The sequence below is a fragment of the Nocardia africana NBRC 100379 genome (assembly GCF_001612635.1).
In the GTDB taxonomy this organism is placed as follows: domain Bacteria; phylum Actinomycetota; class Actinomycetes; order Mycobacteriales; family Mycobacteriaceae; genus Nocardia; species Nocardia africana.
Genome location: NZ_BDAV01000003.1, coordinates 1 through 26,208, shown reverse-complemented (window position 1 = coordinate 26,208; position 26,208 = coordinate 1). Strand labels below are relative to the sequence as shown.

General features: G+C 68.5%; 26 protein-coding genes. 13 read left to right on the top strand and 13 right to left on the bottom strand.

What is annotated here, in order from left to right:
- Positions 1-34: 34 nt before the first annotated feature.
- Genes NA3_RS03195 through NA3_RS03185 form a run of 3 tightly spaced genes read right to left on the bottom strand, consistent with a single transcriptional unit; the run spans position 35 to position 3,603 of the window.
- Positions 35-1,165 carry an acyl-CoA dehydrogenase family protein gene (locus tag NA3_RS03195; RefSeq protein WP_062962079.1) on the bottom strand — a complete coding sequence of 377 codons (1,131 nt, stop codon included), beginning with the start codon at positions 1,163-1,165 and terminating at the stop codon, positions 35-37.
- On the bottom strand, positions 1,166-2,059 hold the full coding sequence (locus tag NA3_RS03190; protein WP_258562111.1) for an enoyl-CoA hydratase: 894 nt from the start codon (positions 2,057-2,059) through the stop codon (positions 1,166-1,168).
- Positions 2,056-3,603, bottom strand: coding sequence for a FadD3 family acyl-CoA ligase (locus NA3_RS03185; protein WP_062962078.1), 1,548 nt, complete (start codon positions 3,601-3,603; stop codon positions 2,056-2,058). The genes NA3_RS03190 and NA3_RS03185 overlap by 4 nt, the downstream gene beginning before the upstream one ends.
- Positions 3,604-3,846: 243 nt before the next feature.
- On the opposite strand from NA3_RS03185, the gene NA3_RS03180 reads away from it, so the two are divergent.
- The 7 genes from NA3_RS03180 (at position 3,847) to NA3_RS03150 (ending at position 11,382) form a co-directional block, all read left to right on the top strand.
- Positions 3,847-5,028 (top strand): acyl-CoA dehydrogenase family protein, encoded by a 1,182-nt coding sequence (locus tag NA3_RS03180; RefSeq protein WP_233427269.1) that lies wholly within the window; start codon positions 3,847-3,849, stop codon positions 5,026-5,028.
- 75 nt (positions 5,029-5,103) lie between these two features.
- Positions 5,104-5,898 (top strand): SDR family oxidoreductase, encoded by a 795-nt coding sequence (locus tag NA3_RS03175; RefSeq protein ID WP_062962077.1) that lies wholly within the window; start codon positions 5,104-5,106, stop codon positions 5,896-5,898.
- 135 nt (positions 5,899-6,033) lie between these two features.
- On the top strand, positions 6,034-6,768 hold the full coding sequence (locus NA3_RS03170) for a hypothetical protein (protein WP_062962076.1): 735 nt from the start codon (positions 6,034-6,036) through the stop codon (positions 6,766-6,768).
- A gap of 45 nt (positions 6,769-6,813) precedes the next feature.
- Positions 6,814-7,476 carry a TetR/AcrR family transcriptional regulator gene (locus tag NA3_RS03165; RefSeq protein WP_227995396.1) on the top strand — a complete coding sequence of 221 codons (663 nt, stop codon included), beginning with the start codon at positions 6,814-6,816 and terminating at the stop codon, positions 7,474-7,476.
- A gap of 45 nt (positions 7,477-7,521) precedes the next feature.
- Positions 7,522-8,673: an acetyl-CoA C-acetyltransferase gene (locus tag NA3_RS03160; protein WP_039775916.1), complete on the top strand. Its 1,152-nt coding sequence runs from the start codon at positions 7,522-7,524 to the stop codon at positions 8,671-8,673.
- Positions 8,674-8,907: 234 nt separating this feature from the next.
- The gene (locus tag NA3_RS03155; RefSeq protein ID WP_062962074.1) at positions 8,908-9,813 is read left to right on the top strand and encodes a cyclase family protein; all 906 of its coding nucleotides are present in this window, start codon (positions 8,908-8,910) and stop codon (positions 9,811-9,813) included.
- Positions 9,814-9,861: 48 nt separating this feature from the next.
- Entirely contained in the window at positions 9,862-11,382 is a 1,521-nt protein-coding gene (locus NA3_RS03150) for a long-chain-fatty-acid--CoA ligase (RefSeq protein ID WP_062962073.1), read from the top strand.
- A gap of 144 nt (positions 11,383-11,526) precedes the next feature.
- Here NA3_RS03150 and NA3_RS03145 read toward each other — a convergent pair whose 3' ends face one another.
- The 6 genes from NA3_RS03145 to NA3_RS03120 are packed head-to-tail and all read right to left on the bottom strand — an operon-like array spanning position 11,527 to position 17,368.
- On the bottom strand, positions 11,527-12,912 hold the full coding sequence (locus NA3_RS03145) for a phosphotransferase family protein (protein ID WP_227995395.1): 1,386 nt from the start codon (positions 12,910-12,912) through the stop codon (positions 11,527-11,529).
- Complete coding sequence (locus NA3_RS03140) at positions 12,903-14,087, bottom strand: acyl-CoA dehydrogenase family protein (protein WP_174561045.1); 1,185 nt, start codon at positions 14,085-14,087, stop codon at positions 12,903-12,905. Before NA3_RS03140 ends, NA3_RS03145 begins: the two co-directional genes overlap by 10 nt.
- Positions 14,087-14,476: a nuclear transport factor 2 family protein gene (locus tag NA3_RS03135; protein ID WP_062962072.1), complete on the bottom strand. Its 390-nt coding sequence runs from the start codon at positions 14,474-14,476 to the stop codon at positions 14,087-14,089. Before NA3_RS03135 ends, NA3_RS03140 begins: the two co-directional genes overlap by 1 nt.
- Before the next feature lie 16 nt (positions 14,477-14,492).
- Complete coding sequence (locus NA3_RS03130) at positions 14,493-15,419, bottom strand: hydroxymethylglutaryl-CoA lyase (protein ID WP_062962071.1); 927 nt, start codon at positions 15,417-15,419, stop codon at positions 14,493-14,495.
- The gene (locus NA3_RS03125; protein WP_084490984.1) at positions 15,416-16,702 is read right to left on the bottom strand and encodes a CaiB/BaiF CoA transferase family protein; all 1,287 of its coding nucleotides are present in this window, start codon (positions 16,700-16,702) and stop codon (positions 15,416-15,418) included. The genes NA3_RS03130 and NA3_RS03125 overlap by 4 nt, the downstream gene beginning before the upstream one ends.
- A gap of 30 nt (positions 16,703-16,732) precedes the next feature.
- Entirely contained in the window at positions 16,733-17,368 is a 636-nt protein-coding gene (locus NA3_RS03120) for a TetR/AcrR family transcriptional regulator (RefSeq protein ID WP_062962070.1), read from the bottom strand.
- A gap of 123 nt (positions 17,369-17,491) precedes the next feature.
- Here NA3_RS03120 and NA3_RS03115 point away from each other — a divergent pair, with 123 nt between their 5' ends.
- Positions 17,492-18,058, top strand: coding sequence for a VOC family protein (locus NA3_RS03115; protein WP_062962069.1), 567 nt, complete (start codon positions 17,492-17,494; stop codon positions 18,056-18,058).
- A gap of 44 nt (positions 18,059-18,102) precedes the next feature.
- A complete protein-coding gene (locus tag NA3_RS03110) occupies positions 18,103-18,741 on the top strand; it encodes a carboxymuconolactone decarboxylase family protein (RefSeq protein WP_062962068.1) in 639 nt (212 codons plus the stop codon).
- Between the two features lie 71 nt (positions 18,742-18,812).
- Here the strand turns inward: NA3_RS03110 and NA3_RS03105 are convergent, their stop codons facing one another.
- Genes NA3_RS03105 through NA3_RS03090 form a run of 4 tightly spaced genes read right to left on the bottom strand, consistent with a single transcriptional unit; the run spans position 18,813 to position 22,306 of the window.
- Complete coding sequence (locus NA3_RS03105; RefSeq protein WP_062962067.1) at positions 18,813-19,904, bottom strand: NAD(P)H-dependent flavin oxidoreductase; 1,092 nt, start codon at positions 19,902-19,904, stop codon at positions 18,813-18,815.
- Positions 19,901-20,659, bottom strand: coding sequence for a CoA-transferase subunit beta (locus NA3_RS03100; RefSeq protein ID WP_062962066.1), 759 nt, complete (start codon positions 20,657-20,659; stop codon positions 19,901-19,903). The genes NA3_RS03105 and NA3_RS03100 overlap by 4 nt, the downstream gene beginning before the upstream one ends.
- Positions 20,656-21,540: a CoA transferase subunit A gene (locus NA3_RS03095; RefSeq protein WP_062962065.1), complete on the bottom strand. Its 885-nt coding sequence runs from the start codon at positions 21,538-21,540 to the stop codon at positions 20,656-20,658. Before NA3_RS03095 ends, NA3_RS03100 begins: the two co-directional genes overlap by 4 nt.
- A gap of 1 nt (position 21,541) precedes the next feature.
- The gene (locus NA3_RS03090) at positions 21,542-22,306 is read right to left on the bottom strand and encodes an enoyl-CoA hydratase family protein (protein ID WP_062962064.1); all 765 of its coding nucleotides are present in this window, start codon (positions 22,304-22,306) and stop codon (positions 21,542-21,544) included.
- A 50-nt stretch (positions 22,307-22,356) separates the two neighbouring features.
- Between NA3_RS03090 and NA3_RS03085 the strand changes: the two genes are divergently transcribed.
- From NA3_RS03085 to NA3_RS03070, 4 genes are all read left to right on the top strand, one after another.
- Entirely contained in the window at positions 22,357-23,151 is a 795-nt protein-coding gene (locus NA3_RS03085; protein ID WP_372464255.1) for an SDR family oxidoreductase, read from the top strand.
- 69 nt (positions 23,152-23,220) lie between these two features.
- Entirely contained in the window at positions 23,221-24,138 is a 918-nt protein-coding gene (locus tag NA3_RS03080) for an SDR family oxidoreductase (RefSeq protein ID WP_062962063.1), read from the top strand.
- A 325-nt stretch (positions 24,139-24,463) separates the two neighbouring features.
- The gene (locus tag NA3_RS03075) at positions 24,464-25,684 is read left to right on the top strand and encodes a hypothetical protein (RefSeq protein WP_157126522.1); all 1,221 of its coding nucleotides are present in this window, start codon (positions 24,464-24,466) and stop codon (positions 25,682-25,684) included.
- Positions 25,685-25,695: 11 nt separating this feature from the next.
- Positions 25,696-26,208: an ImmA/IrrE family metallo-endopeptidase gene (locus tag NA3_RS03070; protein WP_062962061.1), complete on the top strand. Its 513-nt coding sequence runs from the start codon at positions 25,696-25,698 to the stop codon at positions 26,206-26,208.

Below are 26,208 nucleotides of genomic sequence, written 5' to 3'. Positions count from 1 at the left end.
CGGCGCGGGGAGGCGGGGTGGCACATGGCGGATCTCAACGCGGGAGCCCGAGCAGGCGCTCGGCGACGATATTGCGCTGAATCTCGTTGGTACCGGCGTAGATCGGGCCCGCCAGCGAGAACAGGTAGCCGTCGGTCCAGGCGCTGCTGTGCTCGGCCGAGGCGCCGAGCAGATCCAGGGCGGTCTCGTGCATCGCGATATCGAGTTCGGACCAGAAGACCTTGTTGATCGACGATTCCGCGCCGAGTTTGCCGCCCTCGGACAACCGGGTCACGGTGCCCAGGGTGTTGAGCCGGTAGGCCTCCGCGCCGATCCACGCGTCGACCACGCGGTTGCGGGCCGCGGTGTCGGCCGGATCGGCGGTCTCGCGCCACAGGTCGATCAAGCGCGCGGCGGTGGCGTTGAATCGCCCGGGGCTGCGCAGCGAGAGGCCGCGTTCGTTGCTGGAGGTGCTCATCGCCACCCGCCAGCCCGCGCCGGGTTCGCCGATCACGTCGCGATCGGGGACGAAGACGTCGTCCAGGAAGATCTCCGCGAAACCGGGTTCGCCGTCGAGCTGCGGGATGGGCCGCACCGTGACGCCGTCGGCCGACAGCGGGAACATCACATAGGTGAGGCCCTTGTGCCGCTCCGCCTCCGGATCGCTGCGGAACAGGCCGAAGGCCCAGTCCGCGAACGAAGCTCGCGAACTCCAGGTCTTCTGCCCGTTGAGCACCCAGCCGCCCTCGACCCGCTTCGCGCTGGAGCGGATGCCCGCGAGGTCGCTACCGGCCTCGGGCTCCGACCATGCCTGCGCCCAGATGTCGTCGGCGCGAGCCATTCTCGGCAGGATGCGCTCGAGCTGTTCCGGCGTGCCGTGTTCGAACAGGGTGGGGGCCAGCAGGAAGATGCCGTTCTGGCTCACCCGCCCGGGCGCGCCCGCGGCGTAGTACTCCTCCTCGAACAGCACCCATTCGAGCAGCGAGGCGTCGCGCCCGCCGTATTCGCGCTGCCACGACACCACCGAGAGTCGCGCGTCGGCGAGGGTGTGCTCCCAGGCGCGATGCGCCTCGAAACCTTCCCGGGTGTCCATCGACGGCAGCGGTTCCGCGGGGACGTTCGCGCGCAGGAATTCCCGTACTTCGAGCTGGAATTGCGCTGCGGCCGAATCGAGTTCGAGATCCATCTACTTGCCGCTCCGTTCTGCGGTGGTTGCGGTCGCCTTCATCGACTTGGCGGTCATACCGGCCAGCGAGTCGGTGCCGACTTCGGCGTTGTGGGCGTGGGCGAAGTGGTGCAGGCCGAAGACCGAGTCCATGCCGGCGCGCATGCCCATCAGGTCCTCGCACTGGTTGACGGCCTTCTTGGTCAGCGCCAAGCCGAATTGCGGCATGGTGGCGATCCTCTCGGCCAGCTCGAGGGTGTGCGACTCCAATTCGGAGCGGGGCACGACCCGATTGACCATGCCCCATTCGTAGGCTTGCTCGGCGCTGAACCGATCACCGGTGAACAGCACCTCCTTGGCCCGCCGCGGGCCCAGCACCCACGGGTGCGCGAAGTACTCGACGCCCGGAATGCCCATCCGCACAACGGGATCGGAGAAGAACGCGTCGTCGGCGGCGACGATCATGTCGCACACCCACGCCAGCATCATCGCGCCCGCGATGCAGGCGCCCTGCACCATCGCGATGGTGGGCTTGGGAATCTCGCGCCAGCGCCGGCACATGCCGAGGTAGACCTCGAGCTCCCGGGCGAAGCGCTGATCGCCCCCGGGCCGGTCGACGTGGTCCCACCACAGTGCGGCCTTGTTGTCGTATTCGATGTGGTGGTCGCGTCCGGGCGTGCCGATGTCGTGCCCGGCGCTGAAGTGTTTTCCGCTGCCGGCCAGGATGATCACCTTGACCTCGGCATCCTCGACCGCGCGCGTGAAAGCGGCGTCGAGCGCGTAGGTCATCACCGAATTCTGGGCGTTGCGGTAGTCCGGCCGGTTCATCGTGACCAGGGCGATCGGACCGCGGCGCTCGTAGGTGACGACCTCGCCCTCGTCCGGAATCGGCGCGGGGGTTGCGTCTGTGGTCACGAGATCTCCTCACGTAGTTGCCGCTTGAGCACCTTGCCGGCGGCGCTGTAGGGCAGCCGGTCCCGGAACTCCACGAATCGCGGCACCTTGAAATTGGCCAGGGTCTTCTTCGCGTAGGCGATGACGTCGTCTTCGGACAGGTCGGCGCCCGCCCGGCGCACGATGTAGGCCTTGCCGACCTCGCCCATCCGCTCGTCCGGCACCCCGATCACGGCGGATTCGGCGACGCCGTCGAGACGGGCCAGCGTCTGCTCGATCTCGGCCGGGTAGACGTTGAAGCCGCCGGAGATGTACATGTCCTTGAGCCGGTCGGTGATCTTGAGATAGCCGCGCTCGTCGAGGATTCCGACATCGCCGGTGTGCAACCAGCCCTCGGCGTCGATGGTCTTGGCGGTGGCCTCGGGATCGTCGAGGTAGCCGGCCATCACGTTCGGCCCGCGCAGCAACACCTCGCCGTGATCGCCGATGCGCACCTCGAATCCGGCCATGGCCGCACCGGAGGTGTTGGCGATGGTCTCGGGGTCGTCGTCGGGCAGGCACATGGTGCCGAAGCCGGAGGATTCGGAGAGGCCGTACGCGGTGACGACCACCTCGAATTCCAGTTCGCTGCGCATTCGTTCGACGAGCACGACCGGTACGGTCGCCGCACCGGTGACGGCGACCCGCAGGCTGCTCAGATCGAAATCGGCGCGGGCGGGATGTTCCAGGATGGTCTGGTAGATCGTCGGCGGACCGGTCAATACGGTGATGGCCTGCTCCTGCACCATCCGCATCGTCTGCGGCACGTCGAAGGTCGCCTGCGGGACGATGGTCGCGCCCGTGACCAGGCAGGCGAGGATGGCCGCCTTGTAGCCGAAGTTGTGGAAGAACGGCGGGATCACCAGATAGCGATCGGAACTGTTCAGCGTCGACCGCTCCACCCAGGCCCGCACCACATCGAGTGCCTGGCGCTGGGCAACGAGCGTGCCCTTGCTGCGACCGGTGGTGCCCGAGGTGAACAGGATGTCGGCGATGTCGTCGGGTTCGACCGATTCCGCGCGCGCGATCACCTTCTCCACCGGCGTCTGCGCGGCCAGTTCGGCCAGTTGCGACCAGGCGACGGCGTCGTCGTAGGCCGATTCGCCCTCGGCCGGAATGACGATGACCGTGCCGACCGCCAATCCCGGTGCGGCGGCGCGCAATTCCGCGAGGCGCCGGCGGCCCAGGAACGGATCGGCGATGAACAGTGCCTTCGCATCGACCCGGGCGATCACATCGGCGGCCTCGTCGGCGACGTAGCGGGTGTTGAGCGGGACCAGTGCGGCGCCGGTGTAGTGCGTGGCCAGCGCGGCCACCACCCAGTGCCAGGTGTTGGGCGCCCAGATCGCGATCCGATCGCCGCGCTGGATTCCACGCGCGATCAGCGCCCCCGCCGTCTGCCGCACGGCCTCGAGTAGTTGCACCCAGCTCAGGTGCACCTCGCCGTCGCTGACCGCCGCCGCATCGCCGTGGATGCGCGCGGCTTCGTGCAGGGCGAGAGGGGTGGTCTGCACAGGGGGTGTCACGTCGTCCTCGTCTTCTACACGCTGGTCGACGGGCCGAGCAGCCGGCTTCTCCGGCGTGGTGACGGCTCGGTCCGTCGGTCGATTCGCGCTGCAGAGCTCACCGCCCTACAAAGCAAGTGCTTGGTAGGTTACTCTACCGGAGTGAGTGCGATCCAGACCCCCGATTCCGCCGCCGGTGCGGATGCCTCCGGCACGGCGGCCCCCGGTACGGAAAACGCAGCCGACCAGGAATTCCGCGCCGAAGTGCGGGAATGGCTGGCCGAGAACCTGAACGGGCAGTTCCGCGAGCTGCGCGGGCTCGGCGGGCCCGGAAGTGAGCACGAAGCCTTCGACGAGCGGCTGGAGTGGGACCGCCACCTCGCCGCGGCGGGGCTGACCTGCCTGGGCTGGCCGGTCGAATACGGCGGCCGGGCGGCGACCCTGCGCCAGCAGGTGATCTTCCACGAGGAGTACGCGAGTGCGAATGCCCCGGCGCGCGTCTCGCACCTGGGAGAGGAGCTGCTCGGGCCGACCCTGCTCGCCTTCGGCACCGAGGAGCAGAAACAGCGCTTCCTGCCCGGAATCCGCTCGGTCACCGAACTATGGTGTCAGGGATATTCCGAGCCCGGGGCCGGTTCGGACCTGGCGAACGTGTCGACCAGCGCCCGGCTCGACGGTGACGAATGGTCGATCAACGGCCAGAAGATCTGGACCTCGCTGGCGCATCTGTCGGACTGGTGCTTCGTCATCGCCCGCACCGAACCCGGCTCGACCCGCCACCACGGCCTGTCCTATCTGCTGGTGCCGATGAAGCAGCCTGGTATCGAGGTACGCCCGATCATCCAGCTCACCGGAACCGCCGAATTCAACGAGGTGTTCTTCGACAACGCCCGCACCGCCGCCGACCTGGTGGTGGGCGAGCCCGGTGAGGGCTGGCGAGTCGCCATGGGCACCTTGACCTTCGAGCGCGGCATCTCCACCGTCGGCCAGCAGATCCGCTTCGCACGCGAACTGTCGAATCTGGAGGCGGTGGCGAAAGCCAATGGCGCCCTGGCGGATCCGGCCCTGGCCGAGCGCATCGATCAGGCGTGGGTGGGGTTGCGCGTCCTGCGCGCCCACGCCCTGCGGACCCTGGAATCGGCCCATCAGAACGTCGACGCCCGCACCGCCGCGGGCCAAGCCTCGGTCTCGAAGCTGTTGTGGGCCAATTGGCATCGCGGCCTCGGCGAGCTGGCGATGGATGTCCTGGGCGCCGAAGGCCTGATCGCCCGGCCTCCGGTCGGCGGCACCGGGTCCGCCCTCGATCCGCACCCCGCCGACGACCTGAACCAATGGCAGCGCCTCTATCTGTTCACCCGCGCCGACACGATCTACGGCGGCTCGAACGAAGTGCAGCGCAACATCATCTCCGAACGCGTGCTCGGCCTGCCCCGGGAAGCCCGCTGACCACCTCGCCCGGCCGAACGACCGGCCGGAAACCATTGGCCGAAGCCACTATTCGGTCGTAAGGAAGGACCTACAGTGCCTGATCTCTCGGTTCCGCCCCAGCCGATCTCCGGTCACGGGCTGCTCGCCGGCCGGGTCGCCGTGATCACCGCCGCCGCCGGTACGGGTATCGGATCGGCCACCGCCCGCCGCATGCTCGACGAGGGCGCCGATGTGGTGGTCTCCGATTGGCACGAACGCCGGCTGAAGCAGACCGAGGAGGAGCTGGCCGCGGAATTCCCGCAGCGCAAGGTCGCCTCGGTGGTCTGCGATGTGACCAGTACCGAACAGGTCGACGAACTGATCCGCGCCGCGGCACAGCGCATGGGCCGCATCGACATCGTGGTCAACAACGCCGGCCTGGGTGGTGAGACGCCGGTCGTCGACATGACCGACGAACAGTGGGACCGCGTCCTCGACATCACCCTGAACGGCACCTTCCGTTGCACCCGCGCCGCGCTGAACTACTTCCGCACCGCCGGGCACGGCGGCGTGATCGTCAACAACGCCAGCGTGCTCGGCTGGCGGGCGCAGCACGGCCAGGCCCACTACGCCGCCGCCAAGGCCGGTGTCATGGCATTGACCCGCTGCAGTGCCGTGGAGGCCGCGGAACTGGGCGTGCGGATCAACGCGGTCGCGCCGAGCATCGCCCGCCACCCCTTCCTGGACAAGGTCAGCTCCACCGAACTGCTCGACCGGCTGGCCGCGGGCGAGGCGTTCGGCCGGGCCGCCGAGCCCTGGGAGGTCGCGGCCACCATCGCGATGCTCGCCAGCGACTACACCTCCTACATGACCGGCGAGGTCGTCTCGGTCAGCAGCCAGCGCGCTTGAGTTTTCGGCCTCCGCTCCGCTCCGGCGGGGTTTCGGCCCGGGGTGCGTTCGGTGCGAAATTGGGTAGCGCTGACCTGCCCTACCTGTGCGATCCTGAAAACGTCCGGTTCCGATAGTTCGAAGGGACCACGACCCATGGGTCTGGACGGTCGACAGGAAGACAACGACGTACTGGAACTCGAGTTGATCCGCGAGGTGGTGCTCGCGCGGCGGCGGCAGGACAGCATCGTGCTCGCCGCTCTCACCCTGGGTGCCGAATTGCTCGATCACGCCGATACGCACGCGACGGCGACGCGCGCCGCGCAGATTCTGCACGAGCACGAGGTCGACGAGGCCGAGGTGGCACGCGATCCGCGTGCCGCCTTGCGCGCGGATATGGCCCGCGATCGGCGGCGGGTGCGGCGCATCGGAGTCGGCTGCGGCCCGGGGGAGGCCGATCCTGGCGAGGAGCGGCGGCGGCAGCAGACCGCACTGCTGTGCGAGGTGCGCGCCGATCTGCTGGAGGTGGTCCGGCGCTGCCGGCGGTTCCGGTTCGATGGCCTCGCCTTCGCCGACGGGATCGATCGGGGGCTGGCGGCGGCCACCGGCAAACTGGAGGGCGCCGCCGATCGCGACACGTATCTGGCGTGGCGGCGCGGCATCGTGCTCAAACTCAGCGAGATTCCGGAACCCGGCGGTCCGCCGCGGGCGATGGCGACCGTGGACGCGGGACCCGGCCGGGGACCGCTGCTCGTGGAATGGGACAGCTGTGAGCGCCGGCTCGCGCTGGTGGCACGGATGAAACGGGCCGGTATCCCGCCGCCCGAGATCTGCGATCGGCTGCTGATCGATCTGTCGATGTCCTCGCCGCTGCGCTATTCCATTCGGTGAGCCACCGCCATGGACCAAGCAAATGCTTGGTTGTATTATGGCCGAGTGACCGCATCCGAGGCCTCCAAATCCGCACGCCGCAACGAGTTGCTCGGCCTGGCCGCCGGCCTGTTCGCCGAGCGCGGCCTGCGTGCGACCACGGTCCGCGATATCGCCGATGCGGCGGGGATTCTATCCGGCAGTCTCTACCACCACTTCGACTCGAAAGAGGCGATGGTGGACGAGATCCTGCGCGGCTTCCTCGACGATCTGTTCGGCCGCTACCGCGAGATCGTCGCCTCCCATCTCTCGCCGCGAGCCACGCTCGAGGCGCTGGTCATCGCCTCCTGTGAATCGTTCGACCGCTGGCATTCGGCGGTCGCGATCTATCAGGCCGAGGCCAAAAGGCTCAGCGACACACCGCGTTTCGACTACATCGCGGAATACAACCGGGAATTCCGGGAGCTGTGGCGCAATGTGCTCACCGAGGGCGTGCGCGACGGCAGCTTCCGTCCGGAACTCGATGTCGAACTCGCCTTCCGTTTCCTCCGCGACACCGTCTGGGTCGCGGTGCGCTGGTATCAGCCCGGCGGCCGCATCACCGCCGACACTCTGGCCAAGCAGTATCTGACCATCGTGCTCGACGGGCTCACCAACCCCGAGAACCGTTCCGGCGCAGTCCATTCCGGAGCATCGCAGTCCGGCGCCGAATCCGGCACATCCGAATAGGAGCGTTACATGTCCACATCGTCCGATCGCCGCCGGTACACGCCGGTGCGCGAGGCCTACGTCATCGATGCCGTGCGGACGCCGATCGGTAAGCGCGGCGGTGCGCTGGCCGGGGTGCATCCCGCCGATCTCGGCGCGGCGGCACTGCAGGGCTTGCTGGGCCGCAACGCCATCGACCCCGGCAATGTCGACGATGTGATCTTCGGCTGTGTCGACGCCATCGGTCCGCAGGCCGGCAACATCGCTCGCACGGCGTGGCTGGCGGCCGGATATCCGGAGGAGGTGCCCGGCGTCACGGTGGACCGTCAGTGCGGATCCAGCCAGCAGGCGATCAATTTCGGCGCCCAGGCCATCATGAGCGGCACCGCCGAGGTGATCGTCGCCGGCGGCGTGCAGAACATGAGCGCCATTCCGATCTCGGCCGCCATGCTGGCCGGTAAGGAGTACGGTTTCGACTCGCCGTTCGTCGGCGCCAAAGGCTGGGACCACCGCTACGGCACCGGTGAGGTCTCGCAGTTCAACGGTGCGCAACTGATCGCCGAGAAGTGGGACATCAGCCGGGAAGATATGGAGCGCTGGGCACTTCGCAGCCACGAACGCGCCCGCAAGGCCATCGCCGAGGGCGCCTTCGATCGCGAGATCGTGCCGGTCGGCGATTTCTGGATCGACGAGGGACCGCGCGAGACCAGCCTGGAGAAGATGGCGGGACTCAAGCCGCTCAGCGAGGGCAGCCGCCTGACCGCCGCGGTCGCCAGCCAGATCTCCGACGGCGCCAGCGCCACCCTGCTGGCCTCCGACTGGGCCGTCGCCGAATACGGCCTGAAGCCACGTGCCCGCATCCACCACGTCAGCGCCCGCGGCGCCGATCCGATCTACATGCTCACCGCGCCGATCCCGGCGACCAAGTGGGCGTTGGAGCAGACCGGGCTGACCATCGACGACATCGACGTCGTCGAGATCAACGAGGCCTTCGCCTCCGTGGTGCTGGCCTGGCTGAAGGAGACCGGCGCGAACCCCGACAAGGTGAACGTGCACGGCGGGGCGATCGCCCTGGGCCACCCGCTGGGCGCCACCGGCGCGAAGCTGTTCGCCACTCTGCTCAACGAGCTCGAGCGCGTGAACGGCCGCTACGGCCTGCTCACCATCTGCGAGGGCGGCGGCACGGCCAACGTCACCATCATCGAGCGAATCTCCTGAGCCGCTTCGCCTTTCGGGCGAAACCGGTCCGGTGAAACGGAAGAGGCCCCGCGCACCGCGGGGCCTCTTTCCATATGTGGCCGGTAGCGGCCCTGCCTCCGAGTCGCGACCGGGTCGAACCTGACATCCGGCTATTGACACCGAGAGTGCTGTCGGACACACTGGCGGCACGAAGTTGACATGACTGTCACGTCACAAATTGTTCAGGAGGCAACGGTGCCTGAAGTTCCCGATATGCGCGCTCTGGGTCGGAAGGTCAGCAATTGGGGTCGGTGGGGGACCGACGACGAGCGCGGAACCACGAATCTGATCACGCCCGAGCGGGTGGTGGCCGCCGCGGCGCTGATTCGCACCGGTGAGACCTTCAAACTCGGCATTCCGCTCGACGGTGACGGCCCGCAGCCCGGCGGCGCGCGCATCAATCCGATCCGGTTGATGTCGGAGAACGGCCAGGAGCAGGTGCTTCCCGGCGGATTCAAATGGGCCGACGATTTCGTCTTCATGCCGTTGCAGGCCGGTTCCCAGTACGACTCCCTGGCGCACGTGCACTACGACGACGAGCTGTACAACGGACATCCCGGCTCCGGGGTGACGGTCAAGGGCGCGGACAAATGCGGTATCCACACCCAGTCCGGTGGTATCGCCGGGCGCGGCGTGCTGCTGGATGTGGCCCGTCATCGCGGCGTGGACTGGCTCGAGGCCGGCACCGCGATCGGCCCCGACGAGCTCGACACCGTCGCGGCCGCGCAGGGCGTGGATATCGGCGCCGGTGACATCCTGTTGATCCGCACGGGCTGGCGCAAGAAGTTCCTCACCGACGGTGACCCGCAGGGCTTCATGGCCGGTGAGCCGGGCCTGAGCCTGGCGTGTGCGACCTGGCTGCGCGACAAGGACGTCGCCGTCGTCGGCTCCGACAACTGGGCGGTCGAGGTGATGCCCGGCGAACATCCCGGCACCGCCTTCGAACTGCATATGGTGCTCATCCGCGATATGGGCCTGACCCTCGCGGAGATGCTCGACTTCGAGGATCTGGCGGGGGCCTGCGCGGGCGACGGGCGCTGGGACTTCTTCTACGCCGGTCCGCCCCTGCAGTTCACCCGCGGGGTCGGCTCACCGATCAACCCGCTCGCGATTCGGTGAGAAGGGCGCAGCTGCCATGGATTTCGAATCGGCAAGGAGTTCGGACGCATGCTGATCGGTGACATCGTCGAATACGGCGCGCGCAAACACCCCGACCGGATCGCGGTGCGCTTCGAGCAGGAGGCGATCGATTACCGGCGGTTGCGCGACGGCTGCCGCCGCCTCGCGAATGCGCTGCTCGGTGTGGCGGAGCCGGGCGACCGCGTGGCGATCCTGTCCGCGAACTGCCCGCAGTATCTGGAGTGCTACTACGGCGTTCCGATGGCGGGAATGGCGTTGACGATCCTCAACTTCCGATTGCACGAGGATCAGATCGCCGGCCTGATCGAGCATTCCGGCGCCCGGGTCCTGATCGTCGCCGCGGAATTCACCGATCTGGTGGACCGCATCCGTGACCGGATCCCGTCGGTGACCACGGTGGTGTCGATCGGCGCCGCACCGGGCACGCTCGGATGGGACGAGTTCGCCGGTACGGCGTCGGCCGCGGCGCCTGCCTACCGTCCCGATCCCGACGATGTGGCGTGGCTGGTCTACACCAGCGGGACGACCGGCGCGCCGAAGGGTGTCATGGTCTCGCATCGCAATCTGCTGGCGGGCGTGACCTCTTCGGCGCTGCAGTGGAGCGTCGCGGAGGAGACGGTTTTCCTGTTCTGCTTCCCGCTGTGCCATGTCGGCGGCTATGTGGTGCTGGTCAACCATCTGATCGGCGCCACCGTGGGCATCCTGCGTGCCTACGACAATGCGACTTTCCTGCGGCTGGTCGACGAATGGCAGGTGACCCAGACCGGCCTGGCGCCGACGATGATCAACTTTCTGCTGCAGGATCCGGCGTTGGAGCGGCATTCGCTGAAGACGCTGCAGGCGATCGGCTACGGCTCCTCCGCCATCCCGTCCGCGGTGCTGCGCGCGGGACTGGAGCGGTTCGGCTGCGACTTCTACCAGGGCATGGGTATGACCGAACTCGCCGGAAACGTCCTGCATCTGGACGAGCAGGCGCACCGGCGGGCGGCGCGCGGGGAGACCCATCTACTCGCCTCGGCGGGAAAGCCCATGCGGCTGGCCGATATTCGCATCGTCGACGAGAATTTCGCCGATATCGCGCGGGGGCAGATCGGCGAGATGGTGGTGCGCGCGGACCAGGTGACCCTCGGCTACTGGAACGATCCCCGGGCGACCGCGGAGTCGTTCACCGACGGCTGGTTCCGCACCGGCGATATGGTCCGGCAGGACGAGGAGGGCTTCGTCTACATCGTCGACCGGAAGAAGGATCTGATCATCAGCGGCGGTGAGAACGTCGCCTCGCTGACGGTCGAACAGGCGCTGTACCGGAACCCGCAGGTCGCCGAGGCCGCCGCCATCGGCGTCCGCGACGACACCTGGGGTGAGGTGGTGTGCGCCGTGGTCGTCCTGCGTGACAACGCGACCGCCACGGCCGAGGACATCATCGCCGGTTGCCGCGAACACCTGGGCAAATTCCAGGTCCCGCGGCGAGTAGAATTCGTCGATACGCTCCCCAAGAACGTCACCGGCAAAATTCTCAAACGCGATCTGCGCGAACAGTTCTCCTGATCCGTGCCGGGCCCGGCGGTCCGGTGGTGACGCTGATACCCGTCACCACCGGGCCGCTGTGTACGTTCCGACGACGCTCGATCCGCACGGCCGGGAGCTACCGAACAGCGGTGACTCCCGGCCGATTTCGGCGCCGTTGCGCGATTACCGCAGGTGTCGCGGATTCGCGATCCGCAGACGCGCGAGGACAGCGGCCGAGATCGCCCGGAGCACTGCCTCATCGGTGTACGACACCGAGCCGGAGCGCAGTCGCGCGGCCAGATCCGCCTCGGACGCACAGCCCAGCACCGCCAGACGGCTGTGCACATCCACGGTGGCGGCGGGGCCGGCGGCCAGCTCACGGGCGGCGATGCCGAGCAGGTTCGCGCACACCCGCAGCAGGTAGCGCGAGCGCGATTGCTCGGGCGGGAGCGCGGACCCGATCTCCCCGGTGAGCGTGTCGGCGACCAGCTCGAGTATCTCGGCCGGATGCGGCCGGTCGTGCACGGTCGCAGGCATTTCCGAGAGCGGGGGAGGGGAACCGGTGTCGTCGAGCAGGTCGAGAACCGCGAGCAGATCGTATTCCGATTCGCAGACCCGGCGGCCGATCGCGGCGAGTTCCAGTGACCGTTCGTCTCCGCCGAGATGCCGATTCGCCTGGAAACGGCTGAGTACCAGCCACTTCAGCGTGCCGAACACTTCCCACCAATGCAGCTCCGCCGCGGTGGGCCGGTAGCCGGCGGACCGTTCGTACCCGTCGAGGAGTTGTTCTCGACTCCCCAGCCCGCCCACGGGCGCCTCGGCGCCGAAACGCCAGGCCCGCACACACAACCAGCCCAGGTCCTCGATCGGATTGCCGAGATGGGCCAGTTCCCAATCCAGCACGGCTCGCACGCCGTCCCGCCCGATCAGGAAGTTGCCCAACCGGAAGTCGCCGTGCACCAACGCCTTCGGTCGATCGGCGGGCCGGTGCTCGCGCAGCCAGCGTAGTCCGGCCTCGACCACCGGCCGCGGATCGTCCAGGTCCCGATAGATCTGCTCGATGGTAGTGAGCGGATCGTGATCGTCGAGGATGCCGAGAGTGTCCAGCGGTATCCGGTGGATCAGTCCGAGGACGTAGCCGAGATCGCCGGCCAGTCGATCGCGTACTGCGGCGAATGCCGGATCCCGGTGCAGTTTCCGGGGAATCGACTCGCCCTCGACCCGCTCCATCAGCAGATACGGGGCGTCGATCCCGGGCGCGGTAGCCCCGTCCGCGAGGACGGCGGGCACGGGGACCCCGGCAGCACCGGCCGCCCGCAGACAGACCGCCTCGGCGTGCATGCGCGCCGGATCGCCGTGGCCGGGCGGGTCCCGCCGCAGCACGGCCCGCACCGCGCTGCCGGTCCCGTCGCGGGCCTCGATCGCGTACACCTGCCGGCTCGCGCCCCCGGTGAACTGCCGCAACTCGACGTCGGTGAGGGCCGTCCCGAGTGTGCCGGTCAGTACCGCGCGAACCCCGTCGGCGAGCGTAACCGGCTCGGCGGCAGCCGATTCCGCAGTCAGAGCCACGGCGCCGCCTCGGGGGAGCGCAGCAACCGGCGCGCGGCCGACATGCGATGAACCTCGTCGGGGCCGTCGTAGATGCGGGCGTAACGAGCCTGCCGGTACATCCGTTCCAACGGGGTGTCGGCGGTCAGCCCGAGGGCCCCGTGTACCTGGATGGCGCGGTCGATCACGTTGTGCAGCATCCGCGCACCCCAGAACTTGATCAACCCGACGCGCACCCGGTAGTCCTCACCGGCATCCATGGCACGGGCGGCGTCGAGCGTCATCAGCCGGGCCGCGTGGATCTCGGCCGCGGATTCGGCGATGTACCGGTGGATTTCGCCCTTCTCGGCGAGCAGCGATCCGTGCACGTACCGGGTGTTCGCCCGCTCGCACGTCAATTCGTAGGCCCGCTGGGCCTGACCGAGCCAGCGCATACAGTGGAAGATCCGCCCCGGACCGAGCCGGTCCTGTGCCACCACGAAACCTTTGCCGCGTTCGCCGAGCAGGTTCGCCGCCGGCACGCGCACATCGGTGAGCCGGACCTCGTAGTGATCGCTCGGATCGTGGCCCATGGTCGGGATGGAACGGACGATCTCGAAGCCGGGGGTGTCGGTCGGCACGATGATCGCGCTGATCCGCGAGTGCCGCGGCACCGATTCGGGTTCGGTCCGGGCGAAGACCGTGCAGTACGCGGCCTGGGCGGCGCCGGTGGTGAACCACTTGTGCCCGTTGAGGATCCAGGTGTCGCCGTCCAATTCGGCCTCGGTGGCGATCAGAGTGGGATCGGAGCCGGCGACCTCGGGTTCGGTGAGGCCCACAGACGGCAGGATGTCACCGGCGACCATGGGCGGAATCCAGCGGGCTCGCTGTTCGTCGGTGCCGTGCCGGTACAGCATGAGCGTGTCCTGCATGGAGACCGAACCGACCGCCAGCATGCCGAATTCCGAGCGGCCGATGATCTCGTTCAGATAGACGAAATCCAGGAACGGCACCCCGCCGCCGCCGAGTTCGGCCGGATGGCCCAGCGCCCACAACCCGAGTTCCTTCGCTCGGTCTTTCAAGCGGGCGAGCGTGGCGTGGGCGTTGTCGTCCTCGCGGGCCAGCACCGGCTCCGCGGGTACGACCTCGGTATCGATGAATGTGCGCATCCGCGAGGACAATTCGGCGATCTCGCCCTGGGGCCGGTTGACCGACATCATCGGTACCCTCCGTTCGTCGCCGACACCTCGCGCAGTGGCTGCGTCGCCGCCGAGTCGACGTATTCGTCGATCCGGGTGATGCGCCCGCCCAGGACACGCACGAACAGGCTCGCGGGGACCTCCAGCTCGCCGTGGCCGGGCAGATGGCCGCGCACGACATGCTGCTGAGCGAAGCCGTCCGCCAGCACATAGCGCCGAATATCCTCGTACCGTAGGTTTTCCACCGTCCGCGAGAGCCAGCGCAGCACCCGCAGATTCTCGGTGACGGTCTCCTCGGTGTTCGTGTCGTTGTGCCAGATCCGGGCGTCGGGCGCGTACAGCGCGGTCAGGGCCGCGGTATCGCCCGCGCTGACCGCGGCGAAGAAGCGGTCGGCCAGTTCATCCATGCGAAGGACCTCCGGGTCATTCTCGTGCGGCTCCGTGTGATGCCGCCTTCCTGGGCCGCAGGCGACCGCCCGCGGCGAGCAGATTGCTGTCCACGGGCTTGCCGAGCAGCCGGGCGATCAGCCGGGCGGCGTCGAGCGCCCGGTCGATGTCGATACCGGTCTCGATGCCTCCGTCGGAGAACAGATAGGCCAATTCCTCGGTCGCGATATTGCCGCTCGCCCCGGGGGCGAACGGGCACCCGCCGAGACCGCCTGCGGCGGAATCGAATCGGCGGACGCCGTGTTCGTAGGCGGCCCAAGCATTGGCGAGTCCCTGGCCGCGTGTGTTGTGCAGATGAATGCCGAGCTCGGCACCGGGCGCGGCCGCGCGAACCCGGTCGATCACGTCACCGGTCCGGACCGGCGAGGCGGTGCCGACGGTATCGGCCACGGCGAGTGAATCGGCGCCGGCGGCCACTGCCCGCGCCGCGATCTCGGCCACCCGCTGCGGCGGTGTCCGCCCGTCGAACGGGCAGTCGAAGGCGATGGCGATGATCACCTCCAGATGGCCGCCGGCCGCGTGGACCTGCTCGGCGATGGGCGCGATCAGCGCGACGGATTCGGCGCTGTCGCGTCCTACGTTGGCCCGGCTGTGCCCGTCGGACGCCGACACGACGTACTCGAGCCGATGCACACCGGCGGCGAGTGCGCGCCGCACCCCGCCGAGACCCGCGACCAAGGCGGAGAACTGCACGCCCGGCCACCGGTCCAATTGCGCGGCAACGGCTTCCGCGTCGGCGAGGGCCGGTATCGCGCGGGGCGAGACGAACGAGGTGACCTCGATCCGGCGCACGCCGGTGGCGACGAGGGCATCGATGAAGGCGAGTTTGGCCTCGGTGGGAATCGGCTCCTCGATCTGCAGACCGTCGCGCGGACCCACCTCGCGAATTTCGACGGCGGTCATCCGATCGTGCCTTCGCCGCGCAGAGTCGCCAGCCGGTCGGCGTCGTATCCCAGCACCTCACCCAGCACCTCGTCGGTATGTGTGCCCGGCCGGCTCGGACCACCCCAGCGCACGCCACCGGCGGTCGCGCTGAGCCGCGGCACGACACCCACACCCTTGACCGGGACGGGATCGTATCCGGCGTCGTCGCTGCCCAGGGACGGATCGACGTGGTCGACGAAGATGCCTCGCGCGGTGAACTGTGGATCCGCCATCACCTCGGCGACGGTGTTCACCGGACCCGCGACCACGCCGTGCCGATTCAGCAGCTCGATCAGATCGGCGGCGGTGAAATCTCCGGCCCAGGCCGCGATCAGCTCGTCGAGCTCGTCCTGGCGCTCACCGCGTGCCGAATGGGTGGAATACCGTGGGTCGGAAGCGAGTTCGGGCCGGCCCATCGCGGCGGCCAGCCGCGCGAAGACGGTGTCCTGATTGGCCGCGATGATCACCCACAGCCCATCCTCGGCCTGGTAGAGATTCGACGGCGCCACCCGGTCCAGCCGGGTGCCCGAGGGCCGGCGCACATGTCCGGTCTTGTGGAAATCCGGAACCGTGGACTCCTGGATCGCCAGCGACGCCTCGGTCAGCGCGGCGTCGACCACCTGTCCGCGTCCGGTCCGCTCCCGCACCAGCAGCGCCGCGAGCACGCCCTGGAAGGCGAAGAGTCCCGCCAGACTGTCGCCCAGCGACAACGCCATTCGCGGCGGAGCCTGTCCGGGGAATCCGTTGAGGTGGCGCAGCCCGCTGATGCCTTCGGCCACCGACGCATACCCGGCCCGGGACGCGTACGGCCCGGTCTGCCCGTAACCGGAGACGCGGGCCAGCACCAGCCCCGGATTCAGTTCGCCGAGCACGTCGTAGCCGATACCCCAGCGCTCCAGCGTGCCGGGCCGGAAACTCTCGACCACGACATCCGCCGTGCGCGCCAATTCCAGGAAGATGTCGCGTCCCGCCGGAACGCGCAGGTCGAGGCTCACGCACCGCTTGTTGCGCGCGTGCACGGTCCAGAAGTACTGGTGGCCGCCGGTCGCCTGACCCCAATCGCGAAGCGGGTCGGGACGATCCGGCGCTTCGATCTTGATGACGTCGGCCCCCATATCGCCGAGCAGGCGTCCGCAGTACGGCCCCGCGATCAGTGTCCCCAGCTCGAGCACCCGGAAGCTGTCGAGCGGTCCGGCCGGGTGCGCATCCGGCTCGCGGTCGTGCACTTCCGGATGCGCGGCGGGCGGTGGGTCCGATTTCATACTGCCTCCTGCGACGGTCCGGGACACCGTCTACTTGTCGTCCGGGTCGAGGCCGAGCGCGCTGACCGACATCTGGTCGAGGGTGTTGAGCAGGGCGTCCTCGTCGGCGTCCTCGCCCTGGATCAGCCACAGGTACAGGGTGTGGTCGACCATCGCGGACATGGCCCGCGCGGCCAGCTCCGGATCCAGCGACGCGCGAACCAGGCCCTCGCGCTGCCAGCGGGCGATCGACTGCGCGGTGCGCTCGATGAGCTGTCGCCGGTGGTCGTGGCGCAGCCGCCGGAAGTCCTCGTTGAAGGTCGCGACCTGTTCGACGATCGCCATCATCCGGGCGTTGCGCCGGTAGGCCGCGTAGTAGGAGCGGTTGGCGGCGATGAGCCGGGCCGCCGGCGAAAGTCCCGCGGGCGTGGGTTCGCGGCGGTGCATATCGTCGAACAGCCGCGTGCTCAGCTCGCCGAACACATGGTCCTTGGACTCGAAATAGCGGTAGAACGTGCCGTAGGAGACGCCCGCCTCCTCGCTGATCTGCTCCACACGCGTATCGAGGAATCCGACGGTCTCGAACACCTTGCGCGCCGCGTCGAGCAATGCGTCGCGTGTCTTGCGGCCCCGGGGCGTCAGGTTGTCGACGGGGGTGGGCGCGCTATTGACAGATGACTTCGGCACGGATCACACTATCCACGAACATGACATGACTGTCAAGTCAGTTCAGCCGGGAGAATCCCAGCTCACAGTAGAGGTGCGGACCCGTCACGGAGGTCGAATCGGCACCACAGCGGAAGGACTGCAATGAGCGCCGCCAACCCGAAATACGAACTACGCGGTATCAACCATCTCGCCCTGGTGTGCTCCGATATGCGCCGCACGATCGAGTTCTACTCCGGCACCCTGGGCATGCCGCTGATCAAAACCATCGAACTGCCGCACCACCTCGGTCAGCACTTCTTCTTCGACTGCGGTGGCGGCAACACCATCGCCTTCTTCTGGCTCGCCGACGCGCCCGATGCCACCCCTGGACTGGCCGCGCCCAAAGGACTTCCGGACGAGGGGGAGTTGGTGAGCGGCGTGGGCTCGATGAACCACGTGGCCTTCGCCGTGCCGCCGGAACTGTTCGACGACTACTACCAGCGGGTGCAGGCCGAGGGCATCAAGGTCAGCCGGGTCCTCAATCACGACGACAGCCCCGCGGGAGTGTCCCGTGAGGTGCACCCCGGAACCTTCGTGCGGTCGTTCTATTTTCAGGACCCGGACGGCGTACTGCTCGAATTCGCCTGCTGGACCAGGACTTTCGCCGAGTCCGATGTCTCGCACGAGCCGAAGACCGCCGCCGATCGCCGCGCCGCCGCCGGACTCTGACCCATCCACCAGCCGCGAAACCGCACTACCGAGAGGTTCGACCCATGCCCCGCCTGCGTGAAGTCCCGCGCGCCGAAGTCACCGACGAGCGAATCCTGTTCTACTACGACCGGCTGTTCGGACCCGACCGCGATCCGGCCGTCGACCACGGCACCGTCCACGCCACCCCCGGCGACTGGTGGACCGTCTTCGCGCAGTCTCCGGAGGTGTTCCGGCACGCGGTCCGCGGATTCGCCGTCTATCGCAACTCCCGCCTGGACCCGCTGCTGCGCGAACTGGGCCAGTGCCGGGCCGGATACGCGCGCGGCAGCCAGTTCGTCTTCTCTCAGCACTGTAAGCAGATGCGTTCGCTGGGCGCGCCCGAGGAGAAGATCGCGGCCATTCCGTCATGGCAGATCAGCGACTGTTTCTCCGCGCTCGAACGCGCGATTCTGGCCTATACCGACTGCCTGGTCCACGACGGCGGCCGGGTGCCGGACGAGGTGTTCGCGGTCCTGCGAGCCAACCTCAGCGATCCCGAAATTCTGGAACTGACCTACATCACCGCGCTGTACGACATGCACGCCACCATGTGCCGCGCCCTGCGGCTGGAATTCGACGACCGCCCGGAACCTGTTGTCGAGGTGCGGATTCCGGAGGGCGTGCAGGTGCGTGATCTGTCGGCCGACCTGTCGGGGGAGTAGCGCGAACCGGAAAGGCCGCCTCGCCGGGAATCGGCGAGGCGGCCCCTTTCGTTGCGGCCGAACGTCTTCGGCTACGCCGACGGGCCGGGGGTCGCCTCGGCGCCGTCACGGAGCGCGGCGATCGTGTCGATCCGCGCGATGGCTTCGTCGATGATGCGGTCGATCAGCTCGGCCACCGTGGGCAGGTCGTCGATGATGCCGGCCACCTGACCCGACGCGAGCACACCCGCCTGCGTATTGCCCTCTACCAGACCCGCTTTCAGCAGCATGGGAGTGTTGGCCGCCATGATCACCTGGGACCAGGTGAGGTCCTTCTGCTTGCGCATGGCAAGGCCGTCCTTGATCATGGTCGACCATTTCATGCCGGTCATACCCTTGAACTTGACGGCGTTCGAGACCGCGGCGGCGAGGCCGCGATAGCTGCCCGAATGTTCCAGCTTGTCGACCAACTCGGTGTTGAGCACGCGGTGCGGCATACCGTCGACCTTCAGCGAGACGACCGTGTCCTGGAGCCCGCGCGAAAGGTACTGCTGTTTCACCGAATCCGGCACACTCGAGTCCTGCGTGAGGAGGAACCGGGTACCCATCGCGACGCCGGCCGCACCGTAGGCGAGGGCGGCGGCCAGCCCGCGGCCGTCGAAGAATCCGCCACCGGCGACGACGGGAATATCGACCGCGTCCAGCACCGAGGGCAACAGGAGCGTGGTGGCCACCGAACCGGTGTGACCGCCGCCCTCACCGCCCTGCACGATCACCGCGTCCGCACCCCACGAGGCGACCTTGATCGCATGCTTGGCGGCGCCGATGGAGGGCATGACCACGACACCGTTGTCCTTCAGGCGCGCGATCAATTCCTTCTTAGGGGCCAGCGCGAACGAGGCGACCTTCACGCCCTCGCGGATCATCAACTCGATCCGGTCGGGCGCGTCGGACAGGTCGGCGCGGATATTCACACCGAAGGGCTTGTCGGTCTTGGCCTTCGTCTTGGCGATCGCGACCTCGAGTTCCTCGAGCGTCATCGTCGCCGAGGCCAGAATGCCCAGACCGCCGGCGTTGGCGGTCGCCGCGACCAGACCCGGCCCGGCCACCCAGCCCATACCGGTCTGCACGATCGGATGCTCGATGCCGGCCAGGTCGGTCAGCGGAGTCCGCAGCCGGCTCATGATGCCACTTCCTTTTCCCGGATTCCCTTGGGATCCAGCACCGTCCGGATGATCCGCAGTTCTTCCTCGGTGGGCGTGCGGGTCACCTCGGCGCTGTCGAGTCCGGCCACCTCGAACGCGGTGTTCTCGGCGACCTCCGCGGCGCTCACCCCCGGATGCAGCGACAGCGCCCGCAGGGTGTGGCCGGGCCCGCCGAAATCGAACACGCCCAGATTGCTGACCACCCGATGCAGGTGGTGGAACCGGTACGCCGGATTCTCGGGATCGATCTTGTCGTAACCGATGCCGCACACGATGTCGACGGTCTCGCAGAACACGCGCGTGCTGTGCTTGGGCACGAAGTAGCTGGTCGCGTGGTTGATGGTGTTACCCGGTGCGCCGCGCACACCGAACATCTGCCGGCTCGGCTGCTGCAGCGCGCCGAAGGCGGACAGATTCTGGTTGCCGTAGCGGTCGATCTGGTTGGCGCCCATGACGACATGCCGCCGCCCGGAGGCCACGACATCGAACACCTTGCCGAACGGAATCCAGCCCTCGGTGGGCGCCTTGGCACCCAGCGCGGGGGTTTCGGCCAGGAACAGCGCCTCGCCGTCGGAGATCAGCAGATCCGGTTCGAAGGTCAATCGCGCCAGCCGTGCCCCGATGGTGGGAGTCGGTGACATCGGACTGGCCATGATCTCGCCCGCGCCCCGGAAGATCTCGGCGCAGGCGACCGCACACACCTCGGCGCGGGTGGCAGTGGTGGTCTCGCTCATCGGCGCTCCTCGTTGGCGGCGAATTCGGCTACCGCGGAACGGTATTCGTCCTCGGTGACGTCCAGATAGCGGGCCTTGAAGGCCGCCCAGGTCTCGGGGTCCTTGGCCGCCTCGACGTAATGGCGCTGGAACTTCTCGTCGCGGCCGTAGCTGCCGGAGAAGGTGAAGTGCGCGCCGTCCGGCGCCTCCACGACGCCGTCGACCATCATGCGGTTGAGGATGATCGCCTGGTTCGGAACGGCTTTCATCAGCTCCTCGGTCTCGACCAGCCGATCCACCGACAGGAACCGCCGCTCGGCGGCGAGGCAGTACAGATCGTCCATGTACGGGTCGACGCCGGTGTAGGCGGCGTTGCCGTGCTTGTCGCCGATATCGAGGTGGACGAACGCGGCGTCCAGGGTGAGCGCAGGCATCGCGACCAGGGTCTCGACGCGGCCGTCGGCATCGGGATACGGGGACTGCACCGTGCGCAGTTCACCGTCCCAGAAATTCAGCACGTCCGAGCCCAGCCCGGCGCGGGTGGGCAGGAACGGCAGCCGGGCCGCGGCCGCCTGCAGGCCGGATTTGACCATGCCCTCGTCCATTTCGCGGGAGATCAGCTCACCGCCGGTGCGGGCCTTGGCGAACCAGGGATCGTAGAACGGGGCCGAATCGAGAGAGACGAATCCGTAGTATGCCTTGCGCACCTTGCCCGCCGAACACAGCAGACCGAGATCCGGCCCGCCGTAGGTCACCACGGTCAGGTCGGTGACGTCCGAGCGCAGCAGCGCGCGCACGAACGCCATCGGCTTACGCCGCGAACCCCAGCCGCCGAGGCCGATGGTCATCCCGCTGCGCAGCTGGGAGACGGCCTCCTCCAACGACATCCGCTTGTCGCGCATGCTATTTCGCTCCCTTCTTGGCAGCCAGATCCTCGTCGAACCGCGCCCGGATCTCATCGGCCACACCGGCGAGATTCAGCTCGAAGGTGAAGCCCTGTTCGAAGCGGTAGCTGCGGTGCACATCCTGCAGGTCGATACCGTTGAGCGCGCGCTTCGCGGCCCGGATGACCCGCCCGTCCTTGGCGGCGATGTTCTTCGCGACTTCCAGTGCGGCGGAATCGAGTTCGGCCCGCGGGACCACCTTGTGCACCGAACCGAAGTGGTGCAGCTGCTGCGCGGTCACGGTGGAGGCGGTGTAGAACAGCGTGCGCATCATGTGCTGGGGGACCAGCCGGGCCAGGTGGGTGGCCGCACCCAGGGCGCCGCGCTCGACCTCGGGCAGGCCGAAGGTGGCGTCGTCGGAGGCGACGATGACATCGGCATTGCCGACCAGGCCGATGCCGCCGCCGAGGCAGAAGCCGTTCACCGCCGCGATCACCGGCACCGGGCAGTCGTAGACCGCGCCGAAGGCGTCGTAGCAGCCGTGATTGGCGTCGATGAGCGTCTGATGGCCCGGGTTGCGCTGGATCTCCTTGATGTCGACCCCGGCGTTGAAGCCGCGGCCCTCGGCGCGGAGCACGACGACCTTGGTCTCCGGGTCGCGCCCGGCCTCGCGAATCGCATCGGCCACGCCGAACCAGCCCGCGGTGGGCAGCGCGTTGACCGGCGGATAGTCGATCGTGACGACCTCGATGCCCGAGGTCTCGGTGTGACGGTTGATCCCCATCGCATGTCCATTCGTTGGCAAAACAAGCAAGTGCTTGGTAGGTTAGCACGGTGGCAATCGAAGTAGACCTGTCCGGATCGGTAGTTCTCGTGACGGGCGGGGTCAGGGGCGTCGGCGCCGGCATCAGCCGGGTGTACCTGGACGCGGGCGCGACGGTCGTGGTGTGTGCTCGCCGCCCCGGTGAGGCGGCGATCGAGAGCTCCGGTCGTACCGCCGAATTCCTGTCGTGCGATGTGCGCGACGGTGAGGCGGTGAACGGGCTGATCGAGACCATCGTGCAGCGGCACGGCCGGATCGACCATGTGGTGAACAATGCCGGTGGGGCGCCGTTCGCCCCCGCCGCCACCGCCTCCCGTAATTTCCACGCCAAGATCGTGGAGCTCAACCTGCTTGCCCCGCTGCTGGTTTCGCAGGCCGCCAACGCCGTGATGCAGCGGCAGCCCGAGGGCGGTTCGATCGTGATGATCTCGAGCGTCAGTGGCCATCGTCCCTCACCCGGCACCGCCGCCTACGGCGCGGCCAAGGCAGGTCTGGACAGTCTGGTGTCCTCGCTGGCGGTCGAGTGGGCGCCGAAGGTCCGGGTCAATTCGGTCGTCGTCGGGCTGGTCGGCACCGAATCCAGTCATCTGCACTACGGCGACGATGCCGGGATCGCCGCCGTGGAGGCGACCGTGCCGCTGGGGCGGCTGGCGACGCCCGAGGACATCGGCCGGGTCGCGGTCTTCCTGTCCTCCCCGCTGGCCGGCTACGTCAACGGCGGATCACTCGTCGTGCACGGGGGCGGGGAACGCCCCGCCTTCCTGGAGGCGGCGACCGTCAACGACGCGCACCCGGCCGCCCGATAGCCCTCGTCCCGCGCGATCACCACCAGCAGCGAAAACCCTTACCGCACCGAGGAAATGAGAGCAGCAGATATGACCGACAACTCCGAGCGGATCTGTGCAGGACGCACCGTGATCGTCACCGGCGCCGGCCGCGGTATCGGCCGGGCGCACGCTCTGGCCTTCGCCGCGGCGGGCGCCAATGTGGTGGTCAACGATCTGGGCGCGGAACTGGACGGCGCCCCCAGCGCCGATTCGCCCGCCGCCCAGGTGGTCGAGGAGATCGTGCAGGCCGGTGGCCGGGCCGTCGTCAACGGTGACGACGTGGCGGACTGGGCCGGCGCGAAGCGTCTGATCAGCCAGGCCGTGGAGACCTTCGGCGGACTCGACGTGGTGGTGAACAACGCCGGCATCGTGCGCGACCGGATGCTGGTCAACCTGGCGGAAGAGGAGTGGGACGCTGTGATCCGCGTTCACCTCAAGGGCCACTTCGCGACCATGCGCCATGCCATCGAGTACTGGCGCGCGGAATCCAAGGCCGGTCGTGCCCGCGACGCCCGGATCATCAATACGAGCTCGGGCGCCGGTCTGCAGGGCAGCGTCGGACAGGGCAACTACGCGGCGGCGAAGGCCGGTATCGCCGCCCTGACCATCACTGCCGCAGCGGAATTCGGCCGCTACGGGGTCACCGTCAACGCCATCGCTCCGTCCGCGCGCACCCGCATGACCGAAACCGTCTTCGCCGATATGATGGCCCGCCCCGAGGACGGCTTCGACGCGATGGCGCCGGAAAACGTCTCGCCCCTGGTGGTTTGGCTGGGCAGCCCCGATTCGGCCGGGGTCACCGGGCGCATGTTCGAGGTCGAGGGCGGAAAGGTGGCATTGGCCGACGGCTGGCGCCACGGTGTCGCCGAGGACCGCGGTGCGCGCTGGCAGCCGTCCGAATTGGGGCCGGTGGTACGTGAGTTGATTGCCAAGGCAACCGATCCCGAGCCGGTCTACGGAGCCTGAGCGCCGCAACCCGCACAGCAACGATCCGCGCCGGCGAGATCGCGTCCCGCCGCCCCTTTCCGGCGGCCGCGATCCGCCGGCGTTGCTGCGTCCAATACCCTTGTGTCAGTGGGGATGACATCGGATTTCGTACTCGCCGACAGCGAGTGGGCGCGGTCGACACGACCATGGGTTGCGGGCGTCGCGGTCCCAGGAGTGATCGGGCTCACATGATCTCGCTGCGCGAGCAAACTGTCGGCAGTTAAGATGGCCGCATTCGTTCGGTCCCGGAGGTTGTAGCGACCGGGGAGAAATCTGCGCTGAGAAGTTGAGGGAAGGCAAGCGCATGACCATGGGTCGCATCGCGCGCGTTGTCGCGGTAGCCGGATTGATCGGCAGTTGCGGGGTCCTCGGCCCCCTGGTGGCCAACGCACAACCAGCCAACCCCACACCGGCGAGACCTGTCGACGCATCACAGCAGGCCACCGGGGTTTCGAAGCCGACCGGCCCGGGTATCGCGGCGCAACAGGGACCGACCGCGCCCACGCCGGGCACGCCGGGGGCTCCGGGCTCTGCGGACGACGACCGGTACGAGGGCAACCTTGCGATTCCCGGACGGTCCACGAGCTCTTCGGCAACCTCCGCCCCGGCCTCTTCGGCACCGGCGCCCGCGCAGGTGTCCGGGCCCGCGCTGCCCGTCACGCCCACGCCGGTCGTCGGCGAGGGATTCGCCGGGTTGGCGAGCATTCTCGGGACCGGTTCGGCGGCGGTGGGATCGGCTGCCGCCGGTTCGGCGGCGTCCGGCTCCGCGCTGACCGGCTCCGCGCTCGGCGGAACCGGCTCTGCCGCAACGGGTTCGGTCGGGGCCGCGACGGGTTCGGCGTTGGCCGGGACCGGTTCCGCAGCCGCGGGCACCGGATCCGCCGCCGCCGCGACCGGTTCCGCGGCCACCGGATCGGCGCTTGCCGCCACCGGTTCGGCTGCGGCGGGGGTCGGTTCGCTGCTGGCGGCAATACTCGGAACAGGTTCGGCGGCAACGGGTTCCGCGCTGGCCGGACTGGCCGGTACCGGTTCGGTCGCGACGGGTTCGGCTTTGGCCACTCTGCTCGGCACCGGTTCCGCGATCACCGGATCTGCCGCCGTCGGGTCCGCGGCCGCGATGTCGCCCCTGCTGCTTCTGCTTCTGCTGCAACCGGTTCCGCCGCCCGCGGCCCCGGCCGCACCGCCGTTGGCCATTCCGCCGGTTCCTCCGGTCCCCGCCGTTCCGGGTGCTCCGATCGTCGCCGCCGCGCCCGCCGCGGTACCACCGGCACCACCGGCCGCGCCCCCCGCGCCGGCGCCCGCTCCCGCGGCGTCGGCGCCCACACTGGCTCAACCGAATCCGGCTGTGCGGCCCACCGCGGCCAGTAGCGGCCTGCCCGAGGTGAAGACGCTGGCCGTGCTCGGCGGTGTGATCGCCATGGCGCTGGCCGCGGCCGGCTCCGGCGCGGTGAGTTTTCAAAGCGCCTCCGCCGCGCAGGCGCGCGTCGACGCCGCACGCGCGGAATTCTTCGGACCGAGGGCCTGAGGGGGCGCGAGATGACCGAGAGCCGGATTCAGACGGGCCGCTCCTACCGCCGCGTCGCCGCCGCCGTCGACGCGGTGTGCGCGGTCGCCGCCGATTTCGACGCCACCACCCTGGAGGAGGTGGTGCACGCGATCGCCGCCGAACGCGGCCGCGTGATCGAAATCGCCGACGCCCACCTCGGCCCGGGTGTCTGCGGTCAGCGCCGCAGCTATCCCGACAAGGACGTGATCGTGCTGGCCGCAGCCCTGCCCAGCCGCGACCACACCCTCGCGCACGAACTGGGCCATGTGGTGTTCGACCACCCGGGCGAACCGGCCGCCGAGGTGACGCTCGAGGCCAGCGACGACCTGATCGCCTACATGCTGTCCCAGCGCGCGCATCAGCAGATCGTCGACGACGGGCAGGACGAACAGTACGAGTGGGAGGCCGAGACCTTCGCCGGCATGCTGATGACCCGCCTGCGCGTCTTCAACAACCGCGGCGCCGGTGTCTCGGTGCTCCGATTCGACGAGGCCCTCGGATGA

Coding starts and splice junctions, on each gene's coding strand:
- NA3_RS03100 (WP_062962066.1), bottom strand. CDS start 20,659: ATGAGCGAGACCACCACTGCCACCCGCGCCGAGGTGTGTGCGGTCGCC.
- NA3_RS03105 (WP_062962067.1), bottom strand. CDS start 19,904: ATGAGCCGGCTGCGGACTCCGCTGACCGACCTGGCCGGCATCGAGCAT.
- NA3_RS03150 (WP_062962073.1), top strand. CDS start 9,862: ATGCTGATCGGTGACATCGTCGAATACGGCGCGCGCAAACACCCCGAC.
- NA3_RS03125 (WP_084490984.1), bottom strand. CDS start 16,702: ATGAAATCGGACCCACCGCCCGCCGCGCATCCGGAAGTGCACGACCGC.
- NA3_RS03095 (WP_062962065.1), bottom strand. CDS start 21,540: ATGCGCGACAAGCGGATGTCGTTGGAGGAGGCCGTCTCCCAGCTGCGC.
- NA3_RS03115 (WP_062962069.1), top strand. CDS start 17,492: ATGAGCGCCGCCAACCCGAAATACGAACTACGCGGTATCAACCATCTC.
- NA3_RS03075 (WP_157126522.1), top strand. CDS start 24,464: ATGACCATGGGTCGCATCGCGCGCGTTGTCGCGGTAGCCGGATTGATC.
- NA3_RS03080 (WP_062962063.1), top strand. CDS start 23,221: ATGACCGACAACTCCGAGCGGATCTGTGCAGGACGCACCGTGATCGTC.
- NA3_RS03135 (WP_062962072.1), bottom strand. CDS start 14,476: ATGGATGAACTGGCCGACCGCTTCTTCGCCGCGGTCAGCGCGGGCGAT.
- NA3_RS03140 (WP_174561045.1), bottom strand. CDS start 14,087: ATGTCGGTCAACCGGCCCCAGGGCGAGATCGCCGAATTGTCCTCGCGG.
- NA3_RS03090 (WP_062962064.1), bottom strand. CDS start 22,306: ATGGGGATCAACCGTCACACCGAGACCTCGGGCATCGAGGTCGTCACG.
- NA3_RS03195 (WP_062962079.1), bottom strand. CDS start 1,165: ATGGATCTCGAACTCGATTCGGCCGCAGCGCAATTCCAGCTCGAAGTA.
- NA3_RS03130 (WP_062962071.1), bottom strand. CDS start 15,419: ATGACCGCCGTCGAAATTCGCGAGGTGGGTCCGCGCGACGGTCTGCAG.
- NA3_RS03110 (WP_062962068.1), top strand. CDS start 18,103: ATGCCCCGCCTGCGTGAAGTCCCGCGCGCCGAAGTCACCGACGAGCGA.
- NA3_RS03170 (WP_062962076.1), top strand. CDS start 6,034: ATGGGTCTGGACGGTCGACAGGAAGACAACGACGTACTGGAACTCGAG.
- NA3_RS03155 (WP_062962074.1), top strand. CDS start 8,908: ATGCGCGCTCTGGGTCGGAAGGTCAGCAATTGGGGTCGGTGGGGGACC.
- NA3_RS03070 (WP_062962061.1), top strand. CDS start 25,696: ATGACCGAGAGCCGGATTCAGACGGGCCGCTCCTACCGCCGCGTCGCC.